Here is a 22,337-nt window from a genome sequence, read left to right as displayed (position 1 = left end):
CCGAGACGTGCTCTCATTATCAGTCGCGCTCGCCGCCGAAGATGCCCAGCAGGGCCAGCAGGCTCTGGAACACGTTGAACATGTCCAGGTAGAGCGCCAGCGTGGCGCTGATGTAGTTGGTTTCGCCGCCGTCCATGATCTGCTTGAGGTCATAGAGCATGTAGGCCGAGAAGATGCCGATCGCGGCGACCGAGATCGCGAGCATGCCAGCGCTGGAACCCACGAACACGTTGACGACGGCGCCGATCATCAGCACCAGTGCGCCGACGAACAACCACTTGCCCATGCCCGACAGGTCGCGCTTGATCACGGTGGCCAGCGAGGCCATCACGAAGAACACGCCGGCTGTGCCGCCGAAGGCGGTCATGATGAGCTCGGAGCCGTTCTTGAAGCCCAGGACCATCGCGATCAGCCGCGACAGCATGAGGCCCATGAAGAAGGTGAAGCCCAGCAGCACCGGAACGCCGGCCGCCGAGTTCTTGGTCTTCTCGATGGCGAAGATGAAGCCGAAGGCACCGCCCAGGAACACCATGAGGCCGATGCCGCCGCTGAGGGAGCGGGTGATGCCGGTAGCGACGCCCAGCCAGGCGCCCAGCACGGTGGGCAGCAGGCTCAGGGCGAGCAGCCAGTAGGTGTTGCGCAGTACGCGCTGGCGCTCTGCTTGCGGCAGCGCCTGGCCGTAGCCGACAGTGGTGGCAAGGGTGTTGACGCGGTCGTTCATTGCTGAAACTCCTGATGTTGGCTGCGATGCAGCAGTTGGGGTCATTCTAGGGGGGTGCAAGGACCCGACTGGGAAAAGACCCGCCTCGGCATGGCGCTAAAGTGCACCCCGCGTTTCGTAAGCGTTCAGGCAGGCGCGGGCGCTATGCTTGGCATTTGCTCACTATTCGCAAGACCATGAAGACCAAGTCTTTTCTCGAACTCGCCGACGTCAAGGCGATCGCCGCGGCGGCCGAAGCCGAAGCGCTCAAGAACAACTGGGCCGTGACCATCGCTATCGCCGACGACGCCGGCAACCTGCTGTGGCTGCAGCGGCTGGATGGCGCCGCGGCCATCTCGTCGCACATCGCGCCCGCCAAGGCTCACACGACTGCCATGGGGCGGCGCGAGAGCAAGGTCTACGAGGACATGGTCAATGGCGGCCGCACCTCCTTCCTGTCGGCGCCTGGCATCGATGGCTTGCTCGAAGGCGGCGTGCCGATCGTCAAGGACGGTCAGGTGATCGGCGCAGTCGGCGTCAGCGGCGTCAAGTCCAACGAGGATGCCCAGATTGCCAGGGCGGGCATCGCCGCGCTCGGTCTCTGATTGCCAGACCGCCATGCAAAACGCCGACCTCGAGGTCGGCGTTTTTGTTGGGGGTTCATGGCGGGAAAAAAAGCTTGGCTAGTCGGCAAGAAGCCGTTGGCTAGCAAAAAACGACCCTTCGGAGATCAGATCTCCTCGAGTCGCCCCACGATGAAACTTGCGCGAGGGGCGAACTGAACCTACTTGGTGAGGATCAGCTTGCCGAGTTTGGTGGCTTGCAACCGGTACAACGAGCCGTTGTGCATGATGCCGACGATCTTGCCGCCCTTGAGGAGCTCCGCGCTCTCGAACAGGGTGGCAGGCCGGGGGGCCTCGCTGCTTGCACGGCCGCCGCCCGAATGGTCGAGCGAGGGATGGCTCAGGACACTGAACGCGTTGGGCACGGCTTGCATTGGGAATCCCTTTATCTGAACGACAGGTGAATGATAATGATTCTCAATAAAAAGTCAATCACTGCGATCGATTTCTCGAGCTTGCAGTTCGGCGCTACTTGGGCTCGGGTTCCGTGATGAACCCGATCTTGCGAACGCCGGCCTCGCGCGCTGCCGACATGGCCTGCGCCACGCGCTCGTAACGCACTGCCTTGTCGCCGCGGATGTGCAGTTCAGGCTGCGGATCCTTGGCGGCCTCGGTAGCCAGCCGCGTCTTCAGCTCGCCGTCGTCGATCTTCTGCTCGTTCCAGTAGTAGCTGCCGTCGGCCGCCACCGTGAACAGGATGTTCTGGGGTTTGGTCTGCTCCGGTTCGCTGCTGGCGCGGGGAAGGTCGATGTTGACCGCGTGCTTCATCACCGGCACGGTGATGATGAAGATGATCAGGAGCACCAGCATGACGTCGACCAGCGGCGTCATGTTGATCTCGTTCATCACCTCGTCGGGTTCGTCCTGGGTGCCGAAAGCCATGGCGTTCCTCAGCCTTTCTTGAGCGGGACCACGGTGGCCTCGACGCCGCTTTGCACGCGGGCGCCGGTCACGAAGTAGGCATGCAGGTCGTGCGCGAAGCTGTTGAGCTTGGTCAGCACGAACTTGTTGCCGCGCACCAGCGCGTTGTAACCGAGCACGGCAGGAATGGCGACTGCCAGGCCCAGTGCCGTCATGATCAGCGCCTCGCCAATCGGGCCGGCCACCTTGTCGATGGTGGCCTGGCCGGCCGAGCCGATGCTCATCAGGGCGTGATAGATGCCCCACACCGTGCCGAACAGCCCGATGAACGGCGCCGTCGAGCCGACGGAAGCCAGGATCGCAAGGCCGGTCTGCAGGCGCGCGGTGAATTCGTCGATGCCGTTGCGCAGCGCACGGGTGATCCAGTCGCTCACGTCAAGTGCGTCGTGCAAATGCGCCTTGGTATTGCGATGGTGTGCCGCAGCCTCGCGGCCCTCCAGCGCCAGCGCGCGGAAGGGATTGCCGTCGTCCTTGCCGAGCTTGTTCAGCGCGGTGGCGAAGTCTTCGCTGTGCCAGAAGTCCTGCGAGTGCTTGGCGAGGCGCTTGTAGCGGATGACGTCCAACGCCTTGATCAGGATCACGATCCAAGACGCGAGGGACATGCCGATCAGAAGCAGGGCCACGGCGCGGGTGACGAAGTCGCCCTGATTCCAGACATTCATCAGGCCAAAGTGGGAATCCATACGAAGCTACTCCAGAAATTAATTGAGAACCCAGTTGATCGGAACGCTGAAGTCCATTTCTTCAACGACTCCATTTCGTTTGCCCGGTACGTAGCGCCATCGCATGACGGCAGCGACCGCCGCCTCGTCCAAACGGTCAAAGCCACTGGAGGTCCGGACGGTGGCGCGTTTAGGCAGCCCGTCGACGCCGATGGTGACTCGAACGACAGTCCGGCCCTGTTCGCCCAGGCGCCTGCTCATGGCCGGATACGCGGGTTTGGGGTTCTGCAGGTAGTCGGCGTCGCTGGACGGCAACTGGATTGAAGGCGGCGCCGGCGGCGCGTGGCGGCGGCAGCCGGCGGTGCCGGAGGTGCGGGCGGCGCAATAGGGGCTGGCGGTGGGGGCGGTTCGACTGTCCCTGTGGGTGCGTTCGGTGCGGGCGTCGGCCGCGGCTCGCGAATCGCCTGCGGGCGCGGCGGGGGCGGGGCCTTCGTGACCTGGGGCTTCGGCGGCGGCGGAGGAGGCGGTGGCGGCGGCAACTCCTTCGGCGGGCGGCTCGATGAACTCGCTCAGGGATCTCCACCGGAATGACCACCTCGGCGGCCCGCCGCAGCAGGCCGCTTTGCAGTGCCCAGAGCGCTGCGACGTGGAATAGCACCACGCCGCTCGCGATAAGCGCGTTGCGCGACAGGCCTAGAACGGAGGGGGGCGGCGAATAGAAGCGGTCAGACACGATCAAACATTCGAGTGCCGGCACCTTCGAAGGTGCCGGATGCAGCAAACCGCCGGCTGTTACTTACTTACTTGCGAAAAATCCACCAGGCCGAGCCTGTGACAACGATCAGGCTGAGGCCGAGTGCCGAGAAGAGTTCCATGCCCTGCTTTCCGTGATGGCGCTGGCGAGCTGGATCGAACTCGGCTCCGATTCGCGGCTCAGCGCGGCGATCGGGTGGGAGGCACTGCACTGCGCGACCACGTCGCGTGCGCAGCTCTCGCATTGGCCGCACTGGGTGGCGACGCCGAGCTCGAATTGCACTTCGTCGAAAGTCATCCCCGCCCGCACGTGGCGCGCGATCTCGCGGTCTGACACTCGGCGACATACGCAAACGATCATGGCGGTGGGGCGGCAGTCTGGCTGGCTGGTGATAGGAATCGTGATTATAAATACGAATCCCTCGCATTTGCAACAACTATGGCTAATGGGCTTGTGCAGCGGCCGGCTGCCGGGCTCAAACTTCGGCCCAGAGGCGCAGCAGGTTGTGATAGTGACCTGTCAGCGCCACGGTCTCCTCGCATTCGCCGAGCCGTCCGCGCAGCTTGAGGATGTTCTGGTCGAGCTCGAACAGCATGGCCCGCTGCCCGTCGTCGCGCACCATGCTCTGGACCCAGAAGAACGCGCAGGTGCGGGCCCCGTGGGGCACGGGGTGTACGCGGTGCAGGCTGCTCGAGGGATAGAGGATCAGGTCGCCGGCCGGCAGCTTGACCTCGTGCGCGCCGTAGGTGTCGACGACCTCCAACTCGCCGCCTTCATAGTCGTCCGGATCGCACAGGAAGAGGGTGCAGGAGAGATCGGTGCGTAACTGCTCGCCCGTGCCTGGCACGGGGCGCACCGATCCGTCGACGTGAAGCCCGTAGTGCTCTCCGCCTTCGTAGCGGTTGAACAGCGGCGGCACGAAGCGCAGCGGCAGCGCGGCCGAGAAGAAGAGCGGGTGGCGGGCCAACGCCTGCAGGATCGTCTTGCCGAGTTCGCGCCCCACCGCGGAGTGCTCCGGCAACTGCCGGTTGCGCTTGACCTGCGCACCTTGCTCGCCGACGGTTTCGCGGCCATCAACCCAGTCGGTGCCGTCGAGCGCCGCGCGGATGTCGCGCAGCTGTTCCGCGCTGAGGACATTGGGCACATGCAGCATCATCTTGTGGAGCTCTCTCAATGAAAAAAGCCCCGGCGGGGGGCCGGGGCTCGAGTGTCGCATCGCGCGGGCGGCGACGCGACGCTCGCATCAGAACGTGAAGTTGGCCGTGATCCGCCCGGAACGCGGAATGCCGGGCGCGTAGCGATAGCCGCTCTTGTTGATCGCCGCCACGTACTCCTTGTCGAACAGGTTGTAGATGTTCAGCTGGATCTCGACGTTCTTGCTGACGCGATAGGACGCCATCGCGTCGAACACCCAATACGATTCGGTGTAGGCCGGCGTGCCCACGGCGCCGTCGAAGCCCCTGGTCAACTTCCCGTTGTAGCGGGCCCCGCCGCCGATCGTCAGGCCGAAGGGAAACTGGTAGGTCGTCCACGCCGTGAACGCCCGCTTCGGCGTGTAGGGAACCACCGTGATCTGGTCCTGCGAATTGGTGGAGCCGTTGACCTTGGTGTTCATGGTCGTGAAACCTGCGCTCACGCCCCAGTTGTCGGTGATCGCGCCGGCCGCACCCAGTTCGATGCCTTGCACGCGCTTCTTGCCGGTCTGCGTGAAGACGGCGGCGTTGGTCGGATCCTGGACCACCTCGTTGCGCACCTCCGTGCGATACAGCGCCGCGGTCAGCGCCAGACGCTTGTTCAGCACGTCCCACTTGGTGCCCACTTCATAGGTCTTGGCCTTCTGCGGCAGGAAGTCGGTGCGTCCGGCGTTGTTGCCGGTACCGGCCGCGGCCAGCGCGAAGTTGGCGCCGCCCGGAGGTTGCGCGGCCGTCCCGTAGGCGGCGTAGACGCTGCCGTTCTCGGCCGGCTTGTAGACGACACCCAGCTTGCCCGTGAACAGCCCGTCCGACACCGAAAGGCTGGTCGGCGTGATCGCCCGCGACGGCAGCGTCAGCGCGGTCGAGTTGAAGTCGGTGCTGTAGTGGTCGTAGCGCAGGCCGCCCGTGATCTGCCACTGCTCGTTGAGCTTGATGGTGTCGAACGCATACAGGCCGACGGTGTCGGTCCTGCCGTTGGAGCCCGTGCCGTTGCGCAGCCGGTTGTAGCCCACGACGTCCGGGTTGGGGTTGTACAGGTTCGCATCCGGCCAGGAGCCCACGGGTGCGAAGGTCGTGTTGACGCTGGCGAAGCCCGGCGCGAAGAAGTTGAGGTTGTTCTGTTCTTCGCGCAGCAGTTCGAGACCCGCACTGATCGAGTGGCTGATGCCGCCCGTGTCGATCTTGGCGGTCACGTTGGTCTGGTTCACGAAGATCTTGTTTTCCTGGTCCTTGTTGGTCGGCGTGCTGCGCCGGAAGGTCCAGGTGGCGGGCAAGCTCGGGTTCGGCGTGACCAGGAAGCCCGTATTGGCCGCGGGCACGGTCCCGTTCGCTGCAAGGCCGCCCAGCACGAACGAGGTGAGCATGTAGTCCTGCGTGGTCCGGCCGAAGCGCGTGGTGTTGCGCAGCGTGACGTTCGGCGAGATGTCGTGCTCCACGCGGGCGGTGAACATGTCCGACGTCACGTTGTCGAAGTCCGAGCGTGTGCCGTAGAAGTTGCTCGAGTCGACCGGCGACGCGAAGTTCAGGAAGGTGCGGCGGCGCGCGCCGAGCGCGAGCGGGTCGGGGTTGGAGTAGCCGGGCAGGCCGATGGTCGGAACGCCTCCGTCCGGAACGTTGTCCTGCTTGACGTGCACGTAGTCGAGGAAGATGCGCGTCGGCGTGTTCAGGCCGATAGCCAGCGAAGGTGCGATCGCCCAGCGCTTGTTCTTCACGAAGTCGCGGCCGGCGACGCCGCCGTCCTGTGCCACCGCGTTGAGACGGAAGGCCGCGCCGGAGCCGTCGGCGCCGCTGATCATCTTGTTCCAGTCGATGCTGGTGCGCGCATAGTCGGCGCTGCCGAAGCTCACGGAGCCCGCGAAGCTGTCCTCGAGGCGCGGCTTCTTGGTGATGAGGTTGATGTAGCCGGTGGGCGAAGTGCGTCCCACGTCGGTGCTGGCCGGGCCCTTGACCACCTCGACCTGCTCGACGTTGAACACGTCGCGCGAGACCGACCCCAGGTCGCGGATGCCGTCGACGAAGATGCTGCTCGAGGTGTCGAAGCCGCGCATGAAGATCGTGTCGCCGGTGCTGGTGTTGCCGTTCTCGCCGAGGAAGAAGGTGCCCGCGCCCGGGATGTTGCGCAGCGCCTCGGTGAGAGTGGTGGCGCCCTGTTCACGAATGATCTGCTCGCGGACGACCGAGATGGTCTGCGGCGTGTCGACCAGCGGCGCGGTGAACTTGGGATTGGCCGAGGTGTCGGCCTTGTAGTCGGCCGAGGCGCCTTCGACGCGCACCTCCTTGAGGGTGCTGGTGGTCGTCTGCGCCGAGGCGGGCAGCGCGGTCAGCGCCATGAGGGTGGCGGCGGCAGCGCTGCCGAACGGCGGCAAGGCACGTGCGACGGCGTGCTTGCGGCTCTTGATGTAGGCCATGAAGGGTTCTCCGGAAGGTCTGATGTGAGAACTCGACTGGCTGGTCCCGCTGGGCGCCCCGGGGCGGGGCGATGGGGATTGGCTGGGTGAGCTGAGTCGCGAACAAAGGCGAGATCGGCGTGGATGATAATGAATCTCAATACCTTTGTTAACGTTTTACAAGCCCTGATGCCAAAATTTCTCCCAGGTTCGTTGCCAGGCGGCCACTGGCGGTGTGGCCCAACGCGCTTCAATACACGTCGCGCCGATAACGCCCGGTGGCGTTGAGTTCGCGCATGGAGGCCTCGCCGGCGATCTGACGCAGTGCTGCGTCGACGCCCGAGGCCATGCCCTGCAGGCTGCCGCAGACGTACACGGCGGCACCTCGCGCCAGCCAGGCCCGCACCTCCTCGGAGGCCTGCAGCAGGCGATGCTGCACGTACTGGCGCTCGGCTTGGTCGCGCGAGAACACCATGTCGAGACGGCGCAGCACGCCCGAGGCCTGCCATGCCTCGATCTCCTGGCGGTAGAGAAAGTCGTGCCGCGCATTGCGCTCGCCGAACACGAGCCAGTTGTCGTGCTGGCCGGCCGCGGCGCGGGCGCGTAGGTGGCTGCGCAAGCCCGCCAGCCCCGTGCCGTTGCCGACGAGGAGCAGCGGACGTTGGGCATTGGCCTCGAGGCGGAAGTTGCGGTGCGGCCGGAGGCGCAGTGCGATGCGGTCGCCGATCGCCAGCGTCGAACTCAGCAGGCCGGAGGCGGCGCCGAGCGTTCCGTCGGGGTGCCGTTCCTGGCGTACCAGCAGGTGGAGCTGGCCATCGGCCGGGATCGAGGCGATCGAATAGTCGCGCGGGCGGCCGGGATCGCTCGCCAGCGTGATCTGGGCGATGTCCCCGGATTCCCACTGTGCCGATTCCTCGGCGGGCTCGAACGCAAGGTGGTACACGGGCGCGCCGGCGCTTCCGGCGTTCAGCAATTCCCGCGCGTGGAGTCGCCATGGAAGGGGCTCGCTGCCGTCATGGCCGGGTGTCGTCGACAGCGCGCCGGCCCCGCCGCACAGTGTCTGCCACCGGGCCAGGGCGGCAGGGTTGCCGTTGTCGACCTCGATGCGCTCGAAGGCTCGCGTGGCGCCCGTCGAATGAAGCCACTCGTCGAGCGCCCGGCCGAAGCCGCAGAAGTTGGCGTATTGGCGATCGCCCAGCGCGAGCACGGCGTAGCGCAGCGAAGAGAGATCCAGGCCGGCGCGCATCACATCCGCCGCGAACACGCTGGCGCCGTCGGGCGCGTCGCCTTCGCCGTAGGTGCTGGCAACGAATAGGACCGACCCTGCGCCTCGAAGCGTCTGCGCATCGGCTTCGTTGAGCGGGATCACGCGCACCGGCTTTCCGGCGTCGCGCAGCCAGCCTGCGGTTTGCCAGGCGAGGGCCTCGGCCTGGCCGGTCTGGCTTGCGAAGAGCACCAAGGCCGCTTGCGAGCTGCCGTCGCCTGCCAGGGCAGCGGCCGTGCGCGCTGCAACCCGTCGACGATCGCGCTCTCGCCGGTACACGGCGAGGCACATCGCCGCATAGGCGCACACCGTCGCGCCGGCCGCCAGCGCGCGCAAGACCGCCTCGGTCATGAGCTGTGCGCGGGCCAGTGGCTGGTGGCCAGGACCCGCGGCTGCGCGCCTTCGTGGCAGACGAACAGAGCCGGGACGGCGTGGCGCTCGGCGAATGCCAGGCCCTCGTCGGGCCCTAGCACCGTCAGGACGGTCGCCAACGCATCGGCGTGCATGCATTCGCGATGCAGCACCGTCACCGAGGCCAACCCGTGGCGAGGCGGCTCGCCGTTGCGCGGATCGATGGTGTGCGACCAGCGCCGGCCGGCGTGTTCGTGCGTGTGCCAGCGGTCGCCCGAGGTGGCGATCGCCAGGTTGGAAAGCGCGACGACGGCCGGGCGGCCGTTAGCGGCGTCGACCTGGACTCGCCAGGGAGCGCCGCCGGGACGGTGGCCTGCGCCGCGCAGCTCGCCACCGACTTCGACGATGAAGTCCTCGAGGCCGAGCGTACGCAACGCCTCGGCCACGTGATCGACTGCGAAACCCTTGGCCACCCCAGAGAGATCGAGGGCAGTGCCACCTGGCTGCAGGATCGACTGGGTTCCAGGATCGAAGTCGAGCCGCTCCCAGCCGACCCGCGCCCGGGCTTGCGCGAGATCGGCCGGGGAGGAGGGCATTCCCGAGGTGCAGGCTTGTGCTCCGAACCCCCACAACGAGATCAAGGGTCCGACGCTAGGGTCGATCGCGCCGCCGCTTTCCGCGGCCCAGCGCAATGCGCAGCCCAGCACTTCGGCGAATTCCGGCGCCAGCGAGTGACGGCTGCCGGCGATCGCGCCGTTGAAGCGGCTGATGTCCGAGCCCGGCTCCCAGGTGCTCATCTGCGCGATCACGCGGTCGAGCACGGCTTGCACGGCATGCCGGACTGCGCCGAGCTCGATCATCTTCGGGTTGTCGAAGCGCAGCGACCAGGTCGTACCCATCGTGCGCCCGGCGATCGCCTGCAGGCTGGCGGGATCGGCGTGGCGCGGCAGCGCGGCATTGGCGTAGCCGCTCGCCCAACGGGCGGCGAAGGAAGGCCGCGCGGTCGCGACCTTGGCAGGCGTGTTCAGGGCATCACTTCCAAGGTAGCGGCATAGCTCAGGCGCCGCTCCTTGGCCTGCGTGACCGACGTCTTGTTGTCCTTGGTGTTGGCCTCGAGCCAGTACATGCCGGCCTGCGGCCAGGTCACGGAGAACTGGCCCTTGGCGTCGGTCTTGGCCGAGATCTCGTCCATCTTGTCGCGGTAGCGCGTGTTGCCCGGCGTGACCGTCACTTCGAGGTCCTTGGCAGGCTGGCCGTCGATCTGCAAGATGAAGCTGGCCTTTTCGCCCTTCACCAGGTCGGTGGGGTGGGTGGTGGCGACCAGTTCCAGGCCCTTCCCGCTCGGCTGGAGCTTGCTGGGCTTGCCCACGGTGATGAAGGTTTCGATGCGGCCGGCCGACTGCGTGACTTCGACTTCTTGTGCGTCCGCCGGAATCTGGCTCGCGATGTTCTCCGGCGTGCCGCGCGCGCGCTTCTGCTGCCCGGTGGCCTTGTCCTTCCAGCGCGCGAACACGCCGCCGTTGAGCACCGCGACACGGTAGGTACCGGGCTGCGCGAGGTTGAGGTCGAAGACGCTGCGCAGCTTGCCCTTGTGGACGTTCTCGGCCTTGATGGCGCTGCCGTCGGGCGCGGTGACCTCGAGGTTGTCGAGGGCCAGCGGGTTGTGATTGAAGAAGAACAGGTCGTTGGACACGGCCGCGTCGACCGTGATCCAGTCGCCCTTGGAAAGCACTGTGCTCGAGGGCAGCAGCCACACGTTGTGTGCATGGACGGACGCGGCGGCAAGGGCGAGGATCAGGGCGGCGGTGCGGAATGCAAGCTTCATGGTGGAACCCGATGAGGAGGATGGGGGAATTCAGGGCTTGAGTTCGAGCTTCACTTCGCCAAGCTCGCTGTTGCCGGCGACCTGCGGCTGCGCGGCCGACTTCGGTGGCCATTCGAAGGGGATGCTCAGGATCTCACGGCCACCGACCTCGCGCGCCGCCTCGACGTAGAGCTTGTAGGCGCCAGGCGCCAGCTTCGGAAGCGCGGCCGAGCCTTCGGTGAAGCTGATCTGGTGCTTGCCCGCGGGACGGGTGGCGCTGCTGATGCCATCGACCGGCATCTGCAGCTCGCGGCCCGTGCGGCGCCACCACTGGCGCATGTCCTTGAGCCACTTGGTGCCTTCACCCTCTGCGTTGCCCTTGTTCTTGATGTCGTACCAGACCGCCAGCGTGGCCGCGACCGACTGGTCGGCGCGTTCGATCCATGCCGAGACATAGGGCCGGTGGTATTCGGCCACCGTCAGGCGCGGCACCTCGATGTTGACCGTGAGACCGGCCGCGAAGGCGGGAGCACCGAAGAGCGCCGCGAGCGCAAGGGAATAGCGAACTTGCACGAAAACCTCTTTCCAGGATCAATGAATGAACATCAGCGCCAGCAGCACCGGCAGCACCAGCCCCATGCCGACCACGGGCCAGGTGAACGGGCGATTGCCGGCGTGCATCTTGAGAATGAACAGGCCGGTGACCGAAAAAATGAGTGCGGCAGCCGCGAAGAGGTCGATGAACCAGCTCCAGGCGGCGCCCGTGTTGCGCCCTTTGTGCAGGTCGTTGAAGTACGAAAGCCAGCCGCGGTCGGTGCGCTCGTATTCGATCTCACCGTCGGCCAGGCTGAGCCGCAGCCAAGCGTCGCCGCCGGGCCTGGGCAGCGAGAGATAGATCTCGTCGTCCGACCACTCGGCCTCTCGGCCCGCGGTGTCGATGGCCCATTGCTTCTGCACCCAGGCCTGCAGTTCTTGCGGCAGCTCGGCCTTGCCCTTGTTTGCCTTGACGGACGGCAGCTGCCGCATGAGCCGGGCGCGCTGCGCGTCGTCGATGGCGCCGGTCCGGCTGCTCACCTTGGGCTTCGCCTCGATGCTTCCGGCGTGATTGAGCGTGAAGCCGGTGACGCTGAACAGCACCATGCCGATCAGGCAGAGCGCCGCGCTGACCCAATGCCATTCGTGCAAGGTCTTGAGCCAGCAGGCGCGGCGGCGATTGGCGGAAGGGGCGTTCATCGAAGCCCGGGATTCTATCCTTACAAATGAGAATGAATGCTATTTGCATGCTGGGCGAGGCCCAAAAAAAAGCGGGGCTCGAGGCCCCGCTTCAGTGGCGAAGATCGCCTTACTCGACTTCGCCCATCTGCGACTGCAGGTAGTTCTGCAGGCCGACCTTGTCGACCAGGTCGATCTGGGTTTCCAGGAAGTCGATGTGTTCTTCGGTGTCGTCCAGGATCTCCTGCAAGAGGTCCCGCGACACATAGTCGCGAACCGCTTCGCAGTGAGCGATGCCGTCCTTGATGGTGGCCTGCGCGCCCATTTCGGATGCCAGGTCGCACTGCAGGATCTCGGGTACGTCCTCGCCTACACGGAGCTTGGCCAAGTCCTGCAAGTTCGGCAGACCGTCCAGCATGAAGATCCGATCCATGAGCTTGTCGGCGTGCTTCATCTCGCCGATGGATTCTTCGTATTCCTTCTTCGCCAACTTGTCCAAGCCCCAGTGCTTGAGCATGCGGTAGTGCAGGAAGTACTGATTGATCGCCGTGAGCTCGTTCTTGAGCTGGGCTTGCAGATGGTCGATGACTTGAGGGTCGCCCTTCATGATTTTTTCCTTGTCCTTGTTATTGAAAGCATCGATTGTGGGTTCGCCGCTCGAGCGCAGGCAAGAGAACCCACGTTGTGGCGGTCTGCATGCGTTTGATCGTGATAGGCGTTCGCATTCGCTGAACGGCTGGTGCGCTCATAGTGCAGCGCAATATTTTTCATAGTTCATTGCTATCAAATGCTGCTGATTGGTAGTTATACTAAACACTCGCTTTTTCATCAGTCACCTAGGAACCCATACATGTCCCTGATCAACACCGAAATCGTCCCGTTCAAAGCCACCGCGTACCACAACGGCAAGTTCGTCCCGGTCAGCAACGAAAGCTTCAAGGGCAAGTGGTCCGTCGTCGTTTTCTACCCGGCCGACTTCACCTTCGTGTGCCCGACCGAACTGGGCGATCTGGCCGACCACTATGCCGAATTCCAGAAGCTGGGCGTCGAGATCTACGGCGTGTCGACCGACACCCACTTCACCCACAAGGCCTGGCATGACACCTCGGACACCATCGCCAAGGTGAAGTACCCCCTGATCGGCGACCCCAGCCAACAGCTGGCCCGCGCCTTCCAGGTCCTGATCGAGGAAGGCGAAGACGCCGGTCTCGCCTACCGCGGCACCTTCGTGATCGATCCCGAGGGCAAGATCAAGACCGTCGAAGTGCACGACAACGGCATCGGCCGTGACGCCAACGAACTGCTGCGCCGCGTGAAGGCCGCCCAGTACGTCGCCGCCCATCCGGGTGAAGTCTGCCCGGCGAAGTGGACGGAGGGCGCCGAGACGCTCAAGCCATCCTTCGACCTGGTCGGCAAGATCTAAGCCGCCCGTTCGCGCCAGGCCCGGGCGCGTTAGCACCCGGGCCTTTCTGTTTCCGTCTTCCGATTTCCAATGAGGTGAGTCCACCATGCTCGACGCCGGCACCAAAGCACAACTGAAAAGCTATCTCGACCGCATCACGCAGCCAGTCGAAATCGTCGCTTCGCTCGATGACAGCAAGGCGTCGAGCGACCTGCAATCGCTGCTGAAGGATGTGGCGGACTCGTCCCCGCTGGTGAAGGTCACCGAAAGCCGCGACGACAATCATCGCAAGCCTTCGTTTTCGATCAACCGGCCGAGCCAGAGCAACGGCCCGCGCTTCGCCGGCCTGCCGATGGGCCACGAGTTCACTTCGCTGATCCTCGCGCTGCTGCAAGTCGGCGGCTATCCGCCCAAGGTAGAGCAGGCCGTGCTCGAGCAGATTCGTGCGCTGGAGGGCGACTTCGAGTTCGAGATCTACATCTCGCTCACCTGCCACAACTGCCCGGACGTGGTGCAGGCGCTCAACCTGATGGCGGTGCAGAACCCGCGCATTAAGACCACGATGATCGACGGCTCCCTGTTCCAGGACGAGGTGAAGGAGCGCCAGATCATGGCCGTGCCCACCGTCTTCCTGAATGGCACCGAATTCGGCCAGGGCCGCATGAGTCTGGAAGAGATCCTGGCCAAGATCGACACCAGCGGCGTCGAGCGCGAGGCGAAGAAGATCGCCGACAAGGACCCTTTCGACGTCCTGATCGTCGGCGGCGGCCCGGCCGGCGCAGCGGCTGCCGTCTACGCAGCGCGCAAGGGCATCCGCACGGGCGTGGCCTCCGAGCGCTTCGGCGGCCAGGTGCTCGACACCCTCGGCATCGAGAACTTCATCTCCATCAAGGAAACCGAAGGGCCGCGATTCGCGCTCGCGCTCGAAGAGCATGTGCGCCACTACGACGTCGACATCATGAACCTGCAGCGCGCGGCGGCACTGGTACCCGGAGATGACATGATCGAGATCAAGCTCGAGAACGGCGCGTCGCTCAAGAGCCGCTCGGTCGTGATCTCGACCGGCGCGCGCTGGCGCAACATCAACGTGCCCGGCGAGCAGGAGTACAGGAACAAGGGCGTGGCCTATTGCCCGCACTGCGACGGGCCGCTCTTCAAGGGCAAGCGCGTGGCCGTGATCGGCGGCGGCAACTCGGGCGTCGAGGCGGCGATCGACCTGGCAGGCATCGTGGGCCATGTGACGCTGATCGAGTACGACACCCAACTGCGCGCCGACGCAGTGCTGCAGCGCAAGCTCAAGAGCCTCGCCAACGTCGAGATCATCACCAACGCGCAGACCACCGAGATCACCGGCGACCAGCAGAAGGTCAACGGCCTGGTCTACAAGGACCGCGCGACGGGCGAGACCCGCCAGGTGCCGCTGGAAGGCGTGTTCGTGCAGATCGGCCTGGTGCCCAACACCGACTGGCTGAAGGGCACGCTCGAGCTCTCGAAGCACGGCGAGATCGTGGTCGACGCCAAGGGCCAAACCTCGGTGCCCGGCGTGTTCGCGGCGGGCGATGCGACCACGGTGCCCTTCAAGCAGATCATCATCGCGGCCGGAGACGGTGCGAAGGCGGCGCTGAGCGCCTTCGATCATCTGATCCGTACCTCGGCCCCGGCGGAGAAGGCCACGGTCGCCGAGGCGGTGGTTTAGCGAGCGCTTCGAACGCGCGAGGCCCGAGAGCGCTCAATACGTCAGCCGCTCGGGCCGCAGCTCCTGCAGGATGGTGGTCGCGATCTCTTCGATCGACTTCGTGGTGGTCGACAGCCAGCGGATACCGGCGCGCCGCATCATGGCCTCGGCTTCGCTCACTTCATGGCGGCAGTTCTCGATGCTTGCGTAACGCGAATTCGGCCGCCGCTCGTTGCGGATCTCGCTCAGCCGCTCGGGCTGGATCGTGAGCCCGAAGATCTTCTTGCGATGCGGCATCAGTGCCGGCGGCAACTGCCGGCGCTCGAAGTCCTCCGGGATCAGTGGGTAGTTGGCAGCCTTGAGGCCGTGCTGCATGGCCAGGTAGAGCGAGGTGGGCGTCTTGCCGCTTCGGCTGACACCCACCAGGATGACGTCGGCATTATCCAGGTCGCGGTTGCTCTGCCCATCGTCGTGCGCCAGGCTGAAGTCGATGGCCTGGATGCGGGCGTTGTATTCCTTGCTCTTGCTGACGTCGCTGAAGCGGCCGATGCGGTGGTTCGACTTCATCGCCAACTCGATCTCGAGCGGTCGCACGAAGGTGCCGAACATGTCGAGCAGCATCCCCTTGCAGCCGGTCTCGATGACTTCCAGCACGTCCATGTTCGCCAGCGTGGTGAAGACGATCGGCCGCAGGCCCTCCACTTCGGCGGTGTGGTTGATCCGCCGCACCGCCTGGTGCGCCTTGTCGACCGTGTCGGTGAAGGGCAGACGCACATGGCGAGGCTTGATCTCGAACTGGGCCAGAACGGCGTTGCCGAAGGTTTCGGCGGTGATGCCGGTGCCATCGGAAACGAAGAATACGGTGCGTGTGTGCATGCTTGGCGGCCTTGTCCTGCGGCGCGCCGACCCGCTCGGCGCCTACAATCCGGCCCATTATCGGGAATGCGGCCCCGTCCGTTCCCGCCATCCCCATGCTTTTATCCATGCATACCGCCCCTGCGCCCAGAGCAATCAGAACGATCGCGCCGCGCCGTCTGCATGTCGCCCCGGTTTCAACTTCTGGAGCTTTCCCATGTCTGCACTCTTCGAAGCGACCGCCCTGGTCGTACCGTTTGAAAACCTGAGGATGACCGACGTCGAGTCGGTCGGCGGCAAGAACGCCAGTCTCGGCGAGATGATTTCCCAACTGCCGCAAGGGGTGCGCGTGCCCACTGGCTTCGCGACCACCGCCCACGCGTTCCGGCAGTTCCTGGCCCACGATGGCCTGGCCGATCGCATCAGCGCGAAACTCAAGAGCCTGAATACGGAAGACGTCCGCGCCCTGGCTGCGGCAGGGGCCGAGATCCGGGCCATGGTCGAGGCTCAGCCCTTCCCGGCCGATCTCCAGCAGGCGATCAAGGACGCCTTCGCCAAGCTCAGCGCGGGCAATCCCGAAGCCTCGTTCGCCGTACGCTCGTCGGCGACCGCGGAAGACCTGCCGGATGCCTCCTTCGCCGGCCAGCAGGAGACCTTCCTCAACGTGGTGGGCGTCGAGGACGTGCTCCACAAGATGAAGGAGGTGTTCGCCTCCCTCTACAACGATCGCGCCATCAGCTATCGCGTGCACAAGGGCTTTGCCCACGACGTGGTGGCGCTGTCGGCCGGCGTGCAGCGCATGGTGCGCAGCGACCTGGGCGCGGCGGGCGTGATGTTCACCATCGACACCGAGTCCGGCTTCGACCAGGTGGTCTTCATCACCTCCAGCTACGGCTTGGGTGAAACGGTGGTGCAAGGTGCGGTGAACCCGGACGAGTTCTATGTGCACAAGCCCATGCTCAAGGCCGGCAAGCGCGCGGTAATCCGCCGCAACCTCGGCTCAAAGCTCATCCAGATGGAATTCGCCAGCGCCGCCGAGAAGGCCGCCAGCGGCAAGCTGGTGAAGACTACCGACGTCCCGACCGAGCAACGCAATCGCTATTCGCTCACCGATGCCGAGGTGGAGCAACTGTCCAAATACGCGCTGGTGATCGAGGAGCACTACGGCCGGCCGATGGACATCGAGTGGGGCAAGGACGGCACCGATGGCCAGCTTTACATCCTGCAGGCCCGCCCTGAGACCGTGAAGAGCCAGCAGCAGGGCAAGGCCGAGCAGCGCTACAAGCTGCTGGCCAAGGGCGCCGTGCTGGCCGAAGGCCGCGCGATCGGCCAGAAGATCGGCACCGGCCCGGTGCGCCTGGTCCACAGCATCAGCGAGATGGACAAGGTCCAGGCCGGCGACGTGCTGGTGACCGACATGACCGACCCGAACTGGGAGCCCGTGATGAAGCGCGCCGCCGCCATCGTCACCAACCGCGGCGGGCGGACCTGTCACGCGGCCATCATCGCGCGTGAGCTAGGCATCCCGGCGGTCGTTGGCTGCGGCGACGCCACCGACCTGCTCAAGGACGGCACGCTGGTCACGGTGAGCTGCGCCGAGGGCGACACCGGCTTCATCTACGACGGCCTGCTCGAGACCGAGGTGACCGAGGTCCAGCGCGGCGAAATGCCCGAGATCGACATCAAGCTCATGATGAACGTGGGTAACCCGCAGCTGGCTTTCGACTTCGCCCAGCTGCCGAACCACGGCGTCGGTCTGGCGCGACTCGAGTTCATCATCAACAACAACATCGGCGTGCACCCCAAGGCGATCCTCGACTACCCGAATGTCGATGCCGACCTCAAGAAGGCCGTCGAATCGGTCGCCCGCGGCCATGCGTCGCCGCGTGCCTTCTATGTCGACAAGGTGGCCGAGGGCATTGCTACCATCGGTGCCGCCTTCTGGCCCAAGCCGGTGATCGTGCGGCTGTCGGACTTCAAGTCCAACGAATACCGCAAGCTGATCGGCGGCAGCCGCTATGAGCCGGAGGAGGAGAACCCGATGCTGGGCTTCCGCGGCGCGGCGCGCTACCTCAGCGCGGATTTCGGCGAGGCCTTTGCCATGGAGTGCGAGGCGCTCAAGCGGGTGCGCGGCGAGATGGGCTTGACCAACGTGCAGATCATGGTGCCCTTCGTTCGCACCTTGGGCCAGGCAGCTCGCGTCACTGGACTGCTCGGCGAGCACGGCCTCAAGCGCGGCGAGAACGAGCTCAAGCTGATCATGATGTGCGAGGTGCCGAGCAACGCCATCCTGCCGGAGGAGTTCCTGGAGTTCTTCGACGGCTTCTCGATCGGCTCGAACGACCTGACGCAGCTCACGCTGGGGCTGGACCGGGATTCCGGCCTCGAGCTGCTGGCGGCCGACTTCGACGAGCGCGATCCCGCCGTCAAGGCGCTGCTGGCGCGCGTGATCAAGGCCTGCAAGGAGAAAGGCAAGTACGTCGGCATCTGCGGACAGGGGCCCAGCGACCACCCAGATTTCGCGGCGTGGCTGGCCGAACAGGGCATTGAGTCGATCTCGCTCAACCCCGACAGCGTGATCGACACCTGGCAGCAACTGGCGCAGCGCTGAAGCGATTGGGGAGCGCGCGACGGGGCTGGTTTGCCCCGTCGCATTACAACTTTCGTCACAACTTCTGTTTGTAATTCCCCTGTCAGCTTAATCAAGTTACAGACGGATGCATCTTTGATGTCAAACTCGGCGCCCACGGGGAGGGAGCCGCCCGGATCGCTCGGACAAGAGACCGCGTAGAGTCCGAGAGCGCCGGGATTTCGCATTGAGGATGCCCATGATTCTTGTCAAGACAGAAGCCGGCCAGCAGGTGTTCAAGGACCGCTCGGTCCGGCTCACGCCGCGCCAGCGCTCGGCCTTCATCCTGTTCGACGGCAAGCGCTCAGTGAGCGAGGTGCTCGAGGCGGGCATGGGCATTGGGCGCGAGGACATCGATCAGATGGTCGAGCAGGGGTTGCTGGGACAGGTAGGCGGGATGGCCGAAGCGGCCAACGCCGGGACGGTGGCGATGCCGGCCGGGCCTACGCCATCGCCGGCCCGGCAGCCTGAGCGCCCAGTTGCCGCGACGCTCCACGTGGAGGCTTCCGCAACGCACGCGATGGGGTTGCCCTCGGCTCAGCAGCGTTACAAGGACGCGTACCCGATCGCTACACAGCTCACCGGCAGCCTCGGGCTGCGCGGGTTCAGGCTGAACCTGTCGGTCGAAGGTACCTCGACCTACGAAGAGCTACTGGCCCTGGCGCCCAAGATCCGCGCTGCTGTGGGCGATGACAAGGCGGTGGCGCTGGATCGCGCACTGGGCATCTGAGCAGGACCGATCCGGCCGAGCACTCCGGAGCGGCAATCGCCTGCTACAATAGTCGGCTTTGCCTTGCCACACTGCGACTGACGCTGCAGGTGGCTTAATCCCTTCCACGGAAGATCCACAAGGAGTGCCATGCGTCACTATGAAATCATTCTGCTGATCCATCCGGATCAAAGCGAGCAAGTTCCGGCCATGCTGGAGCGCTACAAGGGCATGATCACCGCCGGCGGCGGCAAGGTCCATCGTGTCGAAGACTGGGGCCGTCGCCAGCTGGCCTACCAGATCAACAAGCTCAACAAGGCGCACTACCTGTGCGTGAACATCGAGGCCGAGCAGGCCGTGATGGCCGAGCTGGAGCATGCCTTCAAGTTCAACGACGCCGTCCTGCGCCACCTCACCGTGGTCAAGAAGAAGGCCGAGACCGGCCCTTCGTCGATGATGAAGACGGTGGAGCGCGAAGAGGCCCGCAAGGCCCAGCAGGCCGAGTACGCCGCCAACAACAACTGATGATGGCGTGAGCGCTGCCGCAGTCAATCAGCTGGTGCTGACTGCCTGCGTTGCCGAGCTCGGTGCCTTGCGTTTCACGCCTGCCGGCCTGCCCGCCATCGATCTGCGGCTCGAACACGAGTCGACGATCACCGAAGCGGCTCAGCCCCGGCAGGTCAAGGCGGCCCTCAAGGCCGTCGCGTTCGGCGCAGTGGCCGAGCGGCTCGCGAGGCAGGCATTGGGAAGTCTCTGGCGTTTCCAGGGCTTTCTGGCCACACCGCGTAACGGCAAGCATCCAGTGCTGCACATCCAGGATTTTCAGCAAGATTAATTTTCGAGAGGTCCCACAATGGCCACGTTCAAGAAATTCAACAAGGACAAGCGTCCGAAGCGCAACACCCAGTCGCTGCTGTTCAAGCGCAAGCGCTTTTGCCGCTTCACCGTCGCCGGTGTCGAAGAGATCGACTACAAGGACATCGACACCCTGCGCGATTTCATCAGCGAGAACGGCAAGATCATCCCCGCGCGCCTGACCGGCACGCGCGCGATCTACCAGCGCCAGCTCAACACCGCGATCAAGCGCGCACGCTTCCTCGCGATGGTGCCGTACAGCGACCAGCACCGCGTCTAAGGAGCCGGACACCATGCAAGTCATTCTTCTGGAAAAGGTCCTCAACGTCGGCGTCCTCGGCGATATCGTCAAGGTCAAGGACGGCTACGCCCGCAACTTCCTGATTCCCTCGGGACTCGCCCGCCGCGCCACCGAATCCAACAAGGCCGAGTTCGAAGCCAAGCGAGTCGAGCTCGAAAAGGCCGCCGCCGCCAAGAAGTCCGAGGCGGAAGCCCAGGGCGCAAAGCTCGGCGGTACCGCCGTCAAGCTCACGCAGAAGGCCGGCGTCGACGGCCGCCTGTTCGGCTCGGTCACGAATCACGATATCGCAGACGAGCTCAACAAGCAGGGCTACAAGATCGCGAAGTCCCAGGTGCGCATGCCCAGCGGGCCGATCAAGGCCGTCGGCGACAGCACGGTCAGCGTCGCGCTGCACACCGACGTGGTGGTCGAGATCACCGTTACGGTTTACGGCGAAAGCGCATAACGCCTTCAGCAAGGAGAAAGCAAGCTCGCAGCTGCGACCTTGTCCTTGTGGGGCCGCCTTTGGGCGGCCTTTGTTTTTTTGCAGCCGCAGTTGTCCCGCGTGCTGCACTGATAAGTCACCGCTTATCCACAGCGTTATCAAATGACGTGGCCTCTCGTGCGCCTTAGCATGTGCGGCTGCAAGGAAGTTCATGTCCGCCGTCTTCTCCTACGCCGACAACGACCCGTCGGCCGACCGCCAAATCGCGCAGTTGCGCATCCCGCCCCATTCGATCGAGGCCGAGTCGAGCGTGCTCGGCGGCCTGCTGCTCGATAACGGGGCCTGGGACCGGATGGGCGACCTGTTGGTGGACAGCGATTTCTATCGCCACGAACATAAGCTGATCTACGCTGCGATCGGCGCACTGATCAATGCCAGCAAGCCGGCCGACGTGATCACCGTCTTCGAGCAGTTGCAGAGCTTGGGCAAGGCCGAGGAGGTCGGCGGCCTGAGCTACCTGAACTCGCTGGCGCAGTACGTGCCGAGCGCCAGCAACATCCGTCGCTACGCCGAGATCGTGCGGGAGCGCTCGATCCTGCGAAAGCTGGTCAGTGCGAGCGACGAGATCGCGACCAACGCCTTCAACACACAGGGCAAGTCAGTCGACAAGATCCTCGACGAAGCCGAACAGAAGATCTTCAACATCGGCGAGGAAGGCTCGCGCATGAAGCAGGGCTTCCAGAGCATGGAATCCCTGGTGGTCGAACTGCTCGACCGCGTGAGCGAGATGGCGGAGAACCCCAACGACATCACGGGCGTGCGCACAGGCTTCTACGAGTTCGACAAGATGACCTCGGGTCTCCAGCCGGGCGACATGATCGTGCTGGCGGCGCGCCCCTCCATGGGCAAGACCTCGCTGGCGATCAACATCGCCGAGCATGTGGCGCTCAACGAGGGGCTGCCGGTGGCGGTGTTCTCGATGGAAATGGGTGCGTCCCAGCTGGCGGTGCGTATCGTCGGCTCGATCGGCCGCATCGACCAAGGCCATCTGCGCACCGGCAAGCTCAGCGACGAAGAATGGCCGCGCCTGACCGAGGCCATCGAGAAGCTGCGCAATGTGTCGCTGCACATCGACGAGACGCCGGGCCTGACCACCAGCGAGCTGCGTGCGAACTCGCGCCGTCTTGCGCGCCAGTACGGGCGGCTCGGCCTGATCGTCGTGGACTACCTTCAGCTGATGAGCGTCTCCAGCAGCATGAACGACGAGAACCGCGCAACCGCGGTCGGCGAGATCTCGCGCGGCCTCAAGATGCTGGCCAAGGAGCTCAAGTGCCCGGTGATTGCCTTGTCGCAGCTCAGCCGCGGCGTGGAAAGCCGCACCGACAAGCGCCCGATGATGAGCGACCTGCGCGAGTCCGGCGCCATCGAGCAGGATGCCGACCTCATCATGTTCATCTACCGCGATGACTACTACAACAAGGACAGCAAGGAGCCTGGCGTGGCCGAGGTGATCATCAGCAAGCACCGCAACGGGCCGACCGGCACCGTCAAGCTGGCCTTTCTCAAGCCGCTCACCAAGTTCGAGAACCTCGCCGGCGGCAGCGACGATTTCTGAA

24 protein-coding genes and 1 pseudogene are annotated in these 22,337 nt (G+C 64.9%); 10 read left to right on the top strand and 15 right to left on the bottom strand.

The genetic code is table 11. The annotated features are described in order from the left end of the window. Positions 1-19: 19 nt before the first annotated feature. Complete coding sequence (locus GXN78_RS04615) at positions 20-721, bottom strand: Bax inhibitor-1/YccA family protein (RefSeq protein ID WP_106560082.1); 702 nt, start codon at positions 719-721, stop codon at positions 20-22. A gap of 176 nt (positions 722-897) precedes the next feature. On the opposite strand from GXN78_RS04615, the gene GXN78_RS04610 reads away from it, so the two are divergent. Beyond that, the gene (locus tag GXN78_RS04610; RefSeq protein WP_106560081.1) at positions 898-1,305 is read left to right on the top strand and encodes a heme-binding protein; all 408 of its coding nucleotides are present in this window, start codon (positions 898-900) and stop codon (positions 1,303-1,305) included. Positions 1,306-1,484: 179 nt separating this feature from the next. Here GXN78_RS04610 and GXN78_RS04605 read toward each other — a convergent pair whose 3' ends face one another. From GXN78_RS04605 to bfr, 13 genes and pseudogenes are all read right to left on the bottom strand, one after another. Further along, the gene (locus GXN78_RS04605; RefSeq protein WP_106560080.1) at positions 1,485-1,697 is read right to left on the bottom strand and encodes a hemin uptake protein HemP; all 213 of its coding nucleotides are present in this window, start codon (positions 1,695-1,697) and stop codon (positions 1,485-1,487) included. A 94-nt stretch (positions 1,698-1,791) separates the two neighbouring features. After that, entirely contained in the window at positions 1,792-2,205 is a 414-nt protein-coding gene (locus GXN78_RS04600) for a biopolymer transporter ExbD (protein WP_106560079.1), read from the bottom strand. 8 nt (positions 2,206-2,213) lie between these two features. After that, the gene (locus tag GXN78_RS04595; protein WP_164255369.1) at positions 2,214-2,927 is read right to left on the bottom strand and encodes a MotA/TolQ/ExbB proton channel family protein; all 714 of its coding nucleotides are present in this window, start codon (positions 2,925-2,927) and stop codon (positions 2,214-2,216) included. An 18-nt stretch (positions 2,928-2,945) separates the two neighbouring features. Then, positions 2,946-3,642, bottom strand: a pseudogene (locus tag GXN78_RS04590) (energy transducer TonB). A 105-nt stretch (positions 3,643-3,747) separates the two neighbouring features. Further along, entirely contained in the window at positions 3,748-4,020 is a 273-nt protein-coding gene (locus GXN78_RS04585; protein ID WP_106556729.1) for a (2Fe-2S)-binding protein, read from the bottom strand. 115 nt (positions 4,021-4,135) lie between these two features. Further along, positions 4,136-4,816, bottom strand: coding sequence for a Fe2+-dependent dioxygenase (locus tag GXN78_RS04580; RefSeq protein ID WP_106556730.1), 681 nt, complete (start codon positions 4,814-4,816; stop codon positions 4,136-4,138). Positions 4,817-4,903: 87 nt separating this feature from the next. Then, positions 4,904-7,261 carry a catecholate siderophore receptor Fiu gene (locus GXN78_RS04575; protein ID WP_106556731.1) on the bottom strand — a complete coding sequence of 786 codons (2,358 nt, stop codon included), beginning with the start codon at positions 7,259-7,261 and terminating at the stop codon, positions 4,904-4,906. A 229-nt stretch (positions 7,262-7,490) separates the two neighbouring features. Continuing rightward, complete coding sequence (locus tag GXN78_RS04570; protein WP_106556732.1) at positions 7,491-8,855, bottom strand: sulfite reductase subunit alpha; 1,365 nt, start codon at positions 8,853-8,855, stop codon at positions 7,491-7,493. Then, positions 8,852-9,769 (bottom strand): FAD:protein FMN transferase, encoded by a 918-nt coding sequence (locus tag GXN78_RS04565; protein WP_275407578.1) that lies wholly within the window; start codon positions 9,767-9,769, stop codon positions 8,852-8,854. Before GXN78_RS04565 ends, GXN78_RS04570 begins: the two co-directional genes overlap by 4 nt. A gap of 110 nt (positions 9,770-9,879) precedes the next feature. After that, positions 9,880-10,680: a DUF4198 domain-containing protein gene (locus GXN78_RS04560; protein WP_106556733.1), complete on the bottom strand. Its 801-nt coding sequence runs from the start codon at positions 10,678-10,680 to the stop codon at positions 9,880-9,882. A 30-nt stretch (positions 10,681-10,710) separates the two neighbouring features. Next, positions 10,711-11,232: a DUF2271 domain-containing protein gene (locus GXN78_RS04555; protein ID WP_106556734.1), complete on the bottom strand. Its 522-nt coding sequence runs from the start codon at positions 11,230-11,232 to the stop codon at positions 10,711-10,713. Between the two features lie 18 nt (positions 11,233-11,250). Beyond that, positions 11,251-11,892 carry a PepSY-associated TM helix domain-containing protein gene (locus GXN78_RS04550; protein WP_106556735.1) on the bottom strand — a complete coding sequence of 214 codons (642 nt, stop codon included), beginning with the start codon at positions 11,890-11,892 and terminating at the stop codon, positions 11,251-11,253. A gap of 109 nt (positions 11,893-12,001) precedes the next feature. Continuing rightward, entirely contained in the window at positions 12,002-12,478 is a 477-nt protein-coding gene (bfr, locus tag GXN78_RS04545; protein WP_106556736.1) for a bacterioferritin, read from the bottom strand. A gap of 243 nt (positions 12,479-12,721) precedes the next feature. Between bfr and ahpC the strand changes: the two genes are divergently transcribed. Both ahpC and ahpF read left to right on the top strand, forming a co-directional pair. After that, the gene (gene ahpC / locus GXN78_RS04540; RefSeq protein WP_106556737.1) at positions 12,722-13,294 is read left to right on the top strand and encodes an alkyl hydroperoxide reductase subunit C; all 573 of its coding nucleotides are present in this window, start codon (positions 12,722-12,724) and stop codon (positions 13,292-13,294) included. A gap of 85 nt (positions 13,295-13,379) precedes the next feature. Continuing rightward, the gene (gene ahpF / locus GXN78_RS04535) at positions 13,380-14,969 is read left to right on the top strand and encodes an alkyl hydroperoxide reductase subunit F (protein ID WP_106556738.1); all 1,590 of its coding nucleotides are present in this window, start codon (positions 13,380-13,382) and stop codon (positions 14,967-14,969) included. Between the two features lie 33 nt (positions 14,970-15,002). Here the strand turns inward: ahpF and GXN78_RS04530 are convergent, their stop codons facing one another. Beyond that, positions 15,003-15,824 (bottom strand): pyruvate, water dikinase regulatory protein, encoded by an 822-nt coding sequence (locus tag GXN78_RS04530; RefSeq protein WP_086924076.1) that lies wholly within the window; start codon positions 15,822-15,824, stop codon positions 15,003-15,005. Positions 15,825-16,020: 196 nt separating this feature from the next. Between GXN78_RS04530 and ppsA the strand changes: the two genes are divergently transcribed. From ppsA to dnaB, 7 genes are all read left to right on the top strand, one after another. Continuing rightward, positions 16,021-18,414 carry a phosphoenolpyruvate synthase gene (gene ppsA / locus GXN78_RS04525; protein ID WP_106556739.1) on the top strand — a complete coding sequence of 798 codons (2,394 nt, stop codon included), beginning with the start codon at positions 16,021-16,023 and terminating at the stop codon, positions 18,412-18,414. Between the two features lie 217 nt (positions 18,415-18,631). Continuing rightward, positions 18,632-19,162, top strand: coding sequence for a hypothetical protein (locus tag GXN78_RS04520; RefSeq protein WP_106556740.1), 531 nt, complete (start codon positions 18,632-18,634; stop codon positions 19,160-19,162). 129 nt (positions 19,163-19,291) lie between these two features. Continuing rightward, positions 19,292-19,666, top strand: coding sequence for a 30S ribosomal protein S6 (gene rpsF / locus GXN78_RS04515; RefSeq protein WP_068683060.1), 375 nt, complete (start codon positions 19,292-19,294; stop codon positions 19,664-19,666). Positions 19,667-19,673: 7 nt separating this feature from the next. Further along, positions 19,674-19,976 (top strand): primosomal replication protein N, encoded by a 303-nt coding sequence (gene priB, locus GXN78_RS04510; RefSeq protein WP_239142602.1) that lies wholly within the window; start codon positions 19,674-19,676, stop codon positions 19,974-19,976. A gap of 18 nt (positions 19,977-19,994) precedes the next feature. Beyond that, positions 19,995-20,276, top strand: coding sequence for a 30S ribosomal protein S18 (gene rpsR / locus GXN78_RS04505; protein WP_007830781.1), 282 nt, complete (start codon positions 19,995-19,997; stop codon positions 20,274-20,276). Between the two features lie 13 nt (positions 20,277-20,289). Continuing rightward, positions 20,290-20,742 (top strand): 50S ribosomal protein L9, encoded by a 453-nt coding sequence (rplI, locus tag GXN78_RS04500; RefSeq protein WP_106556741.1) that lies wholly within the window; start codon positions 20,290-20,292, stop codon positions 20,740-20,742. Positions 20,743-20,932: 190 nt separating this feature from the next. Continuing rightward, positions 20,933-22,336: a replicative DNA helicase gene (dnaB, locus tag GXN78_RS04495; protein ID WP_106556742.1), complete on the top strand. Its 1,404-nt coding sequence runs from the start codon at positions 20,933-20,935 to the stop codon at positions 22,334-22,336. Position 22,337: the final 1 nt, after the last annotated feature.

Origin of the sequence: Variovorax sp. WS11, from assembly GCF_010499245.1 — a bacterium.
Lineage (GTDB): Bacteria > Pseudomonadota > Gammaproteobacteria > Burkholderiales > Burkholderiaceae_C > Variovorax.
The sequence above is the reverse complement of the archived record's forward strand: the minus strand, read 5'-3'. Positions and strand labels throughout refer to the sequence as shown.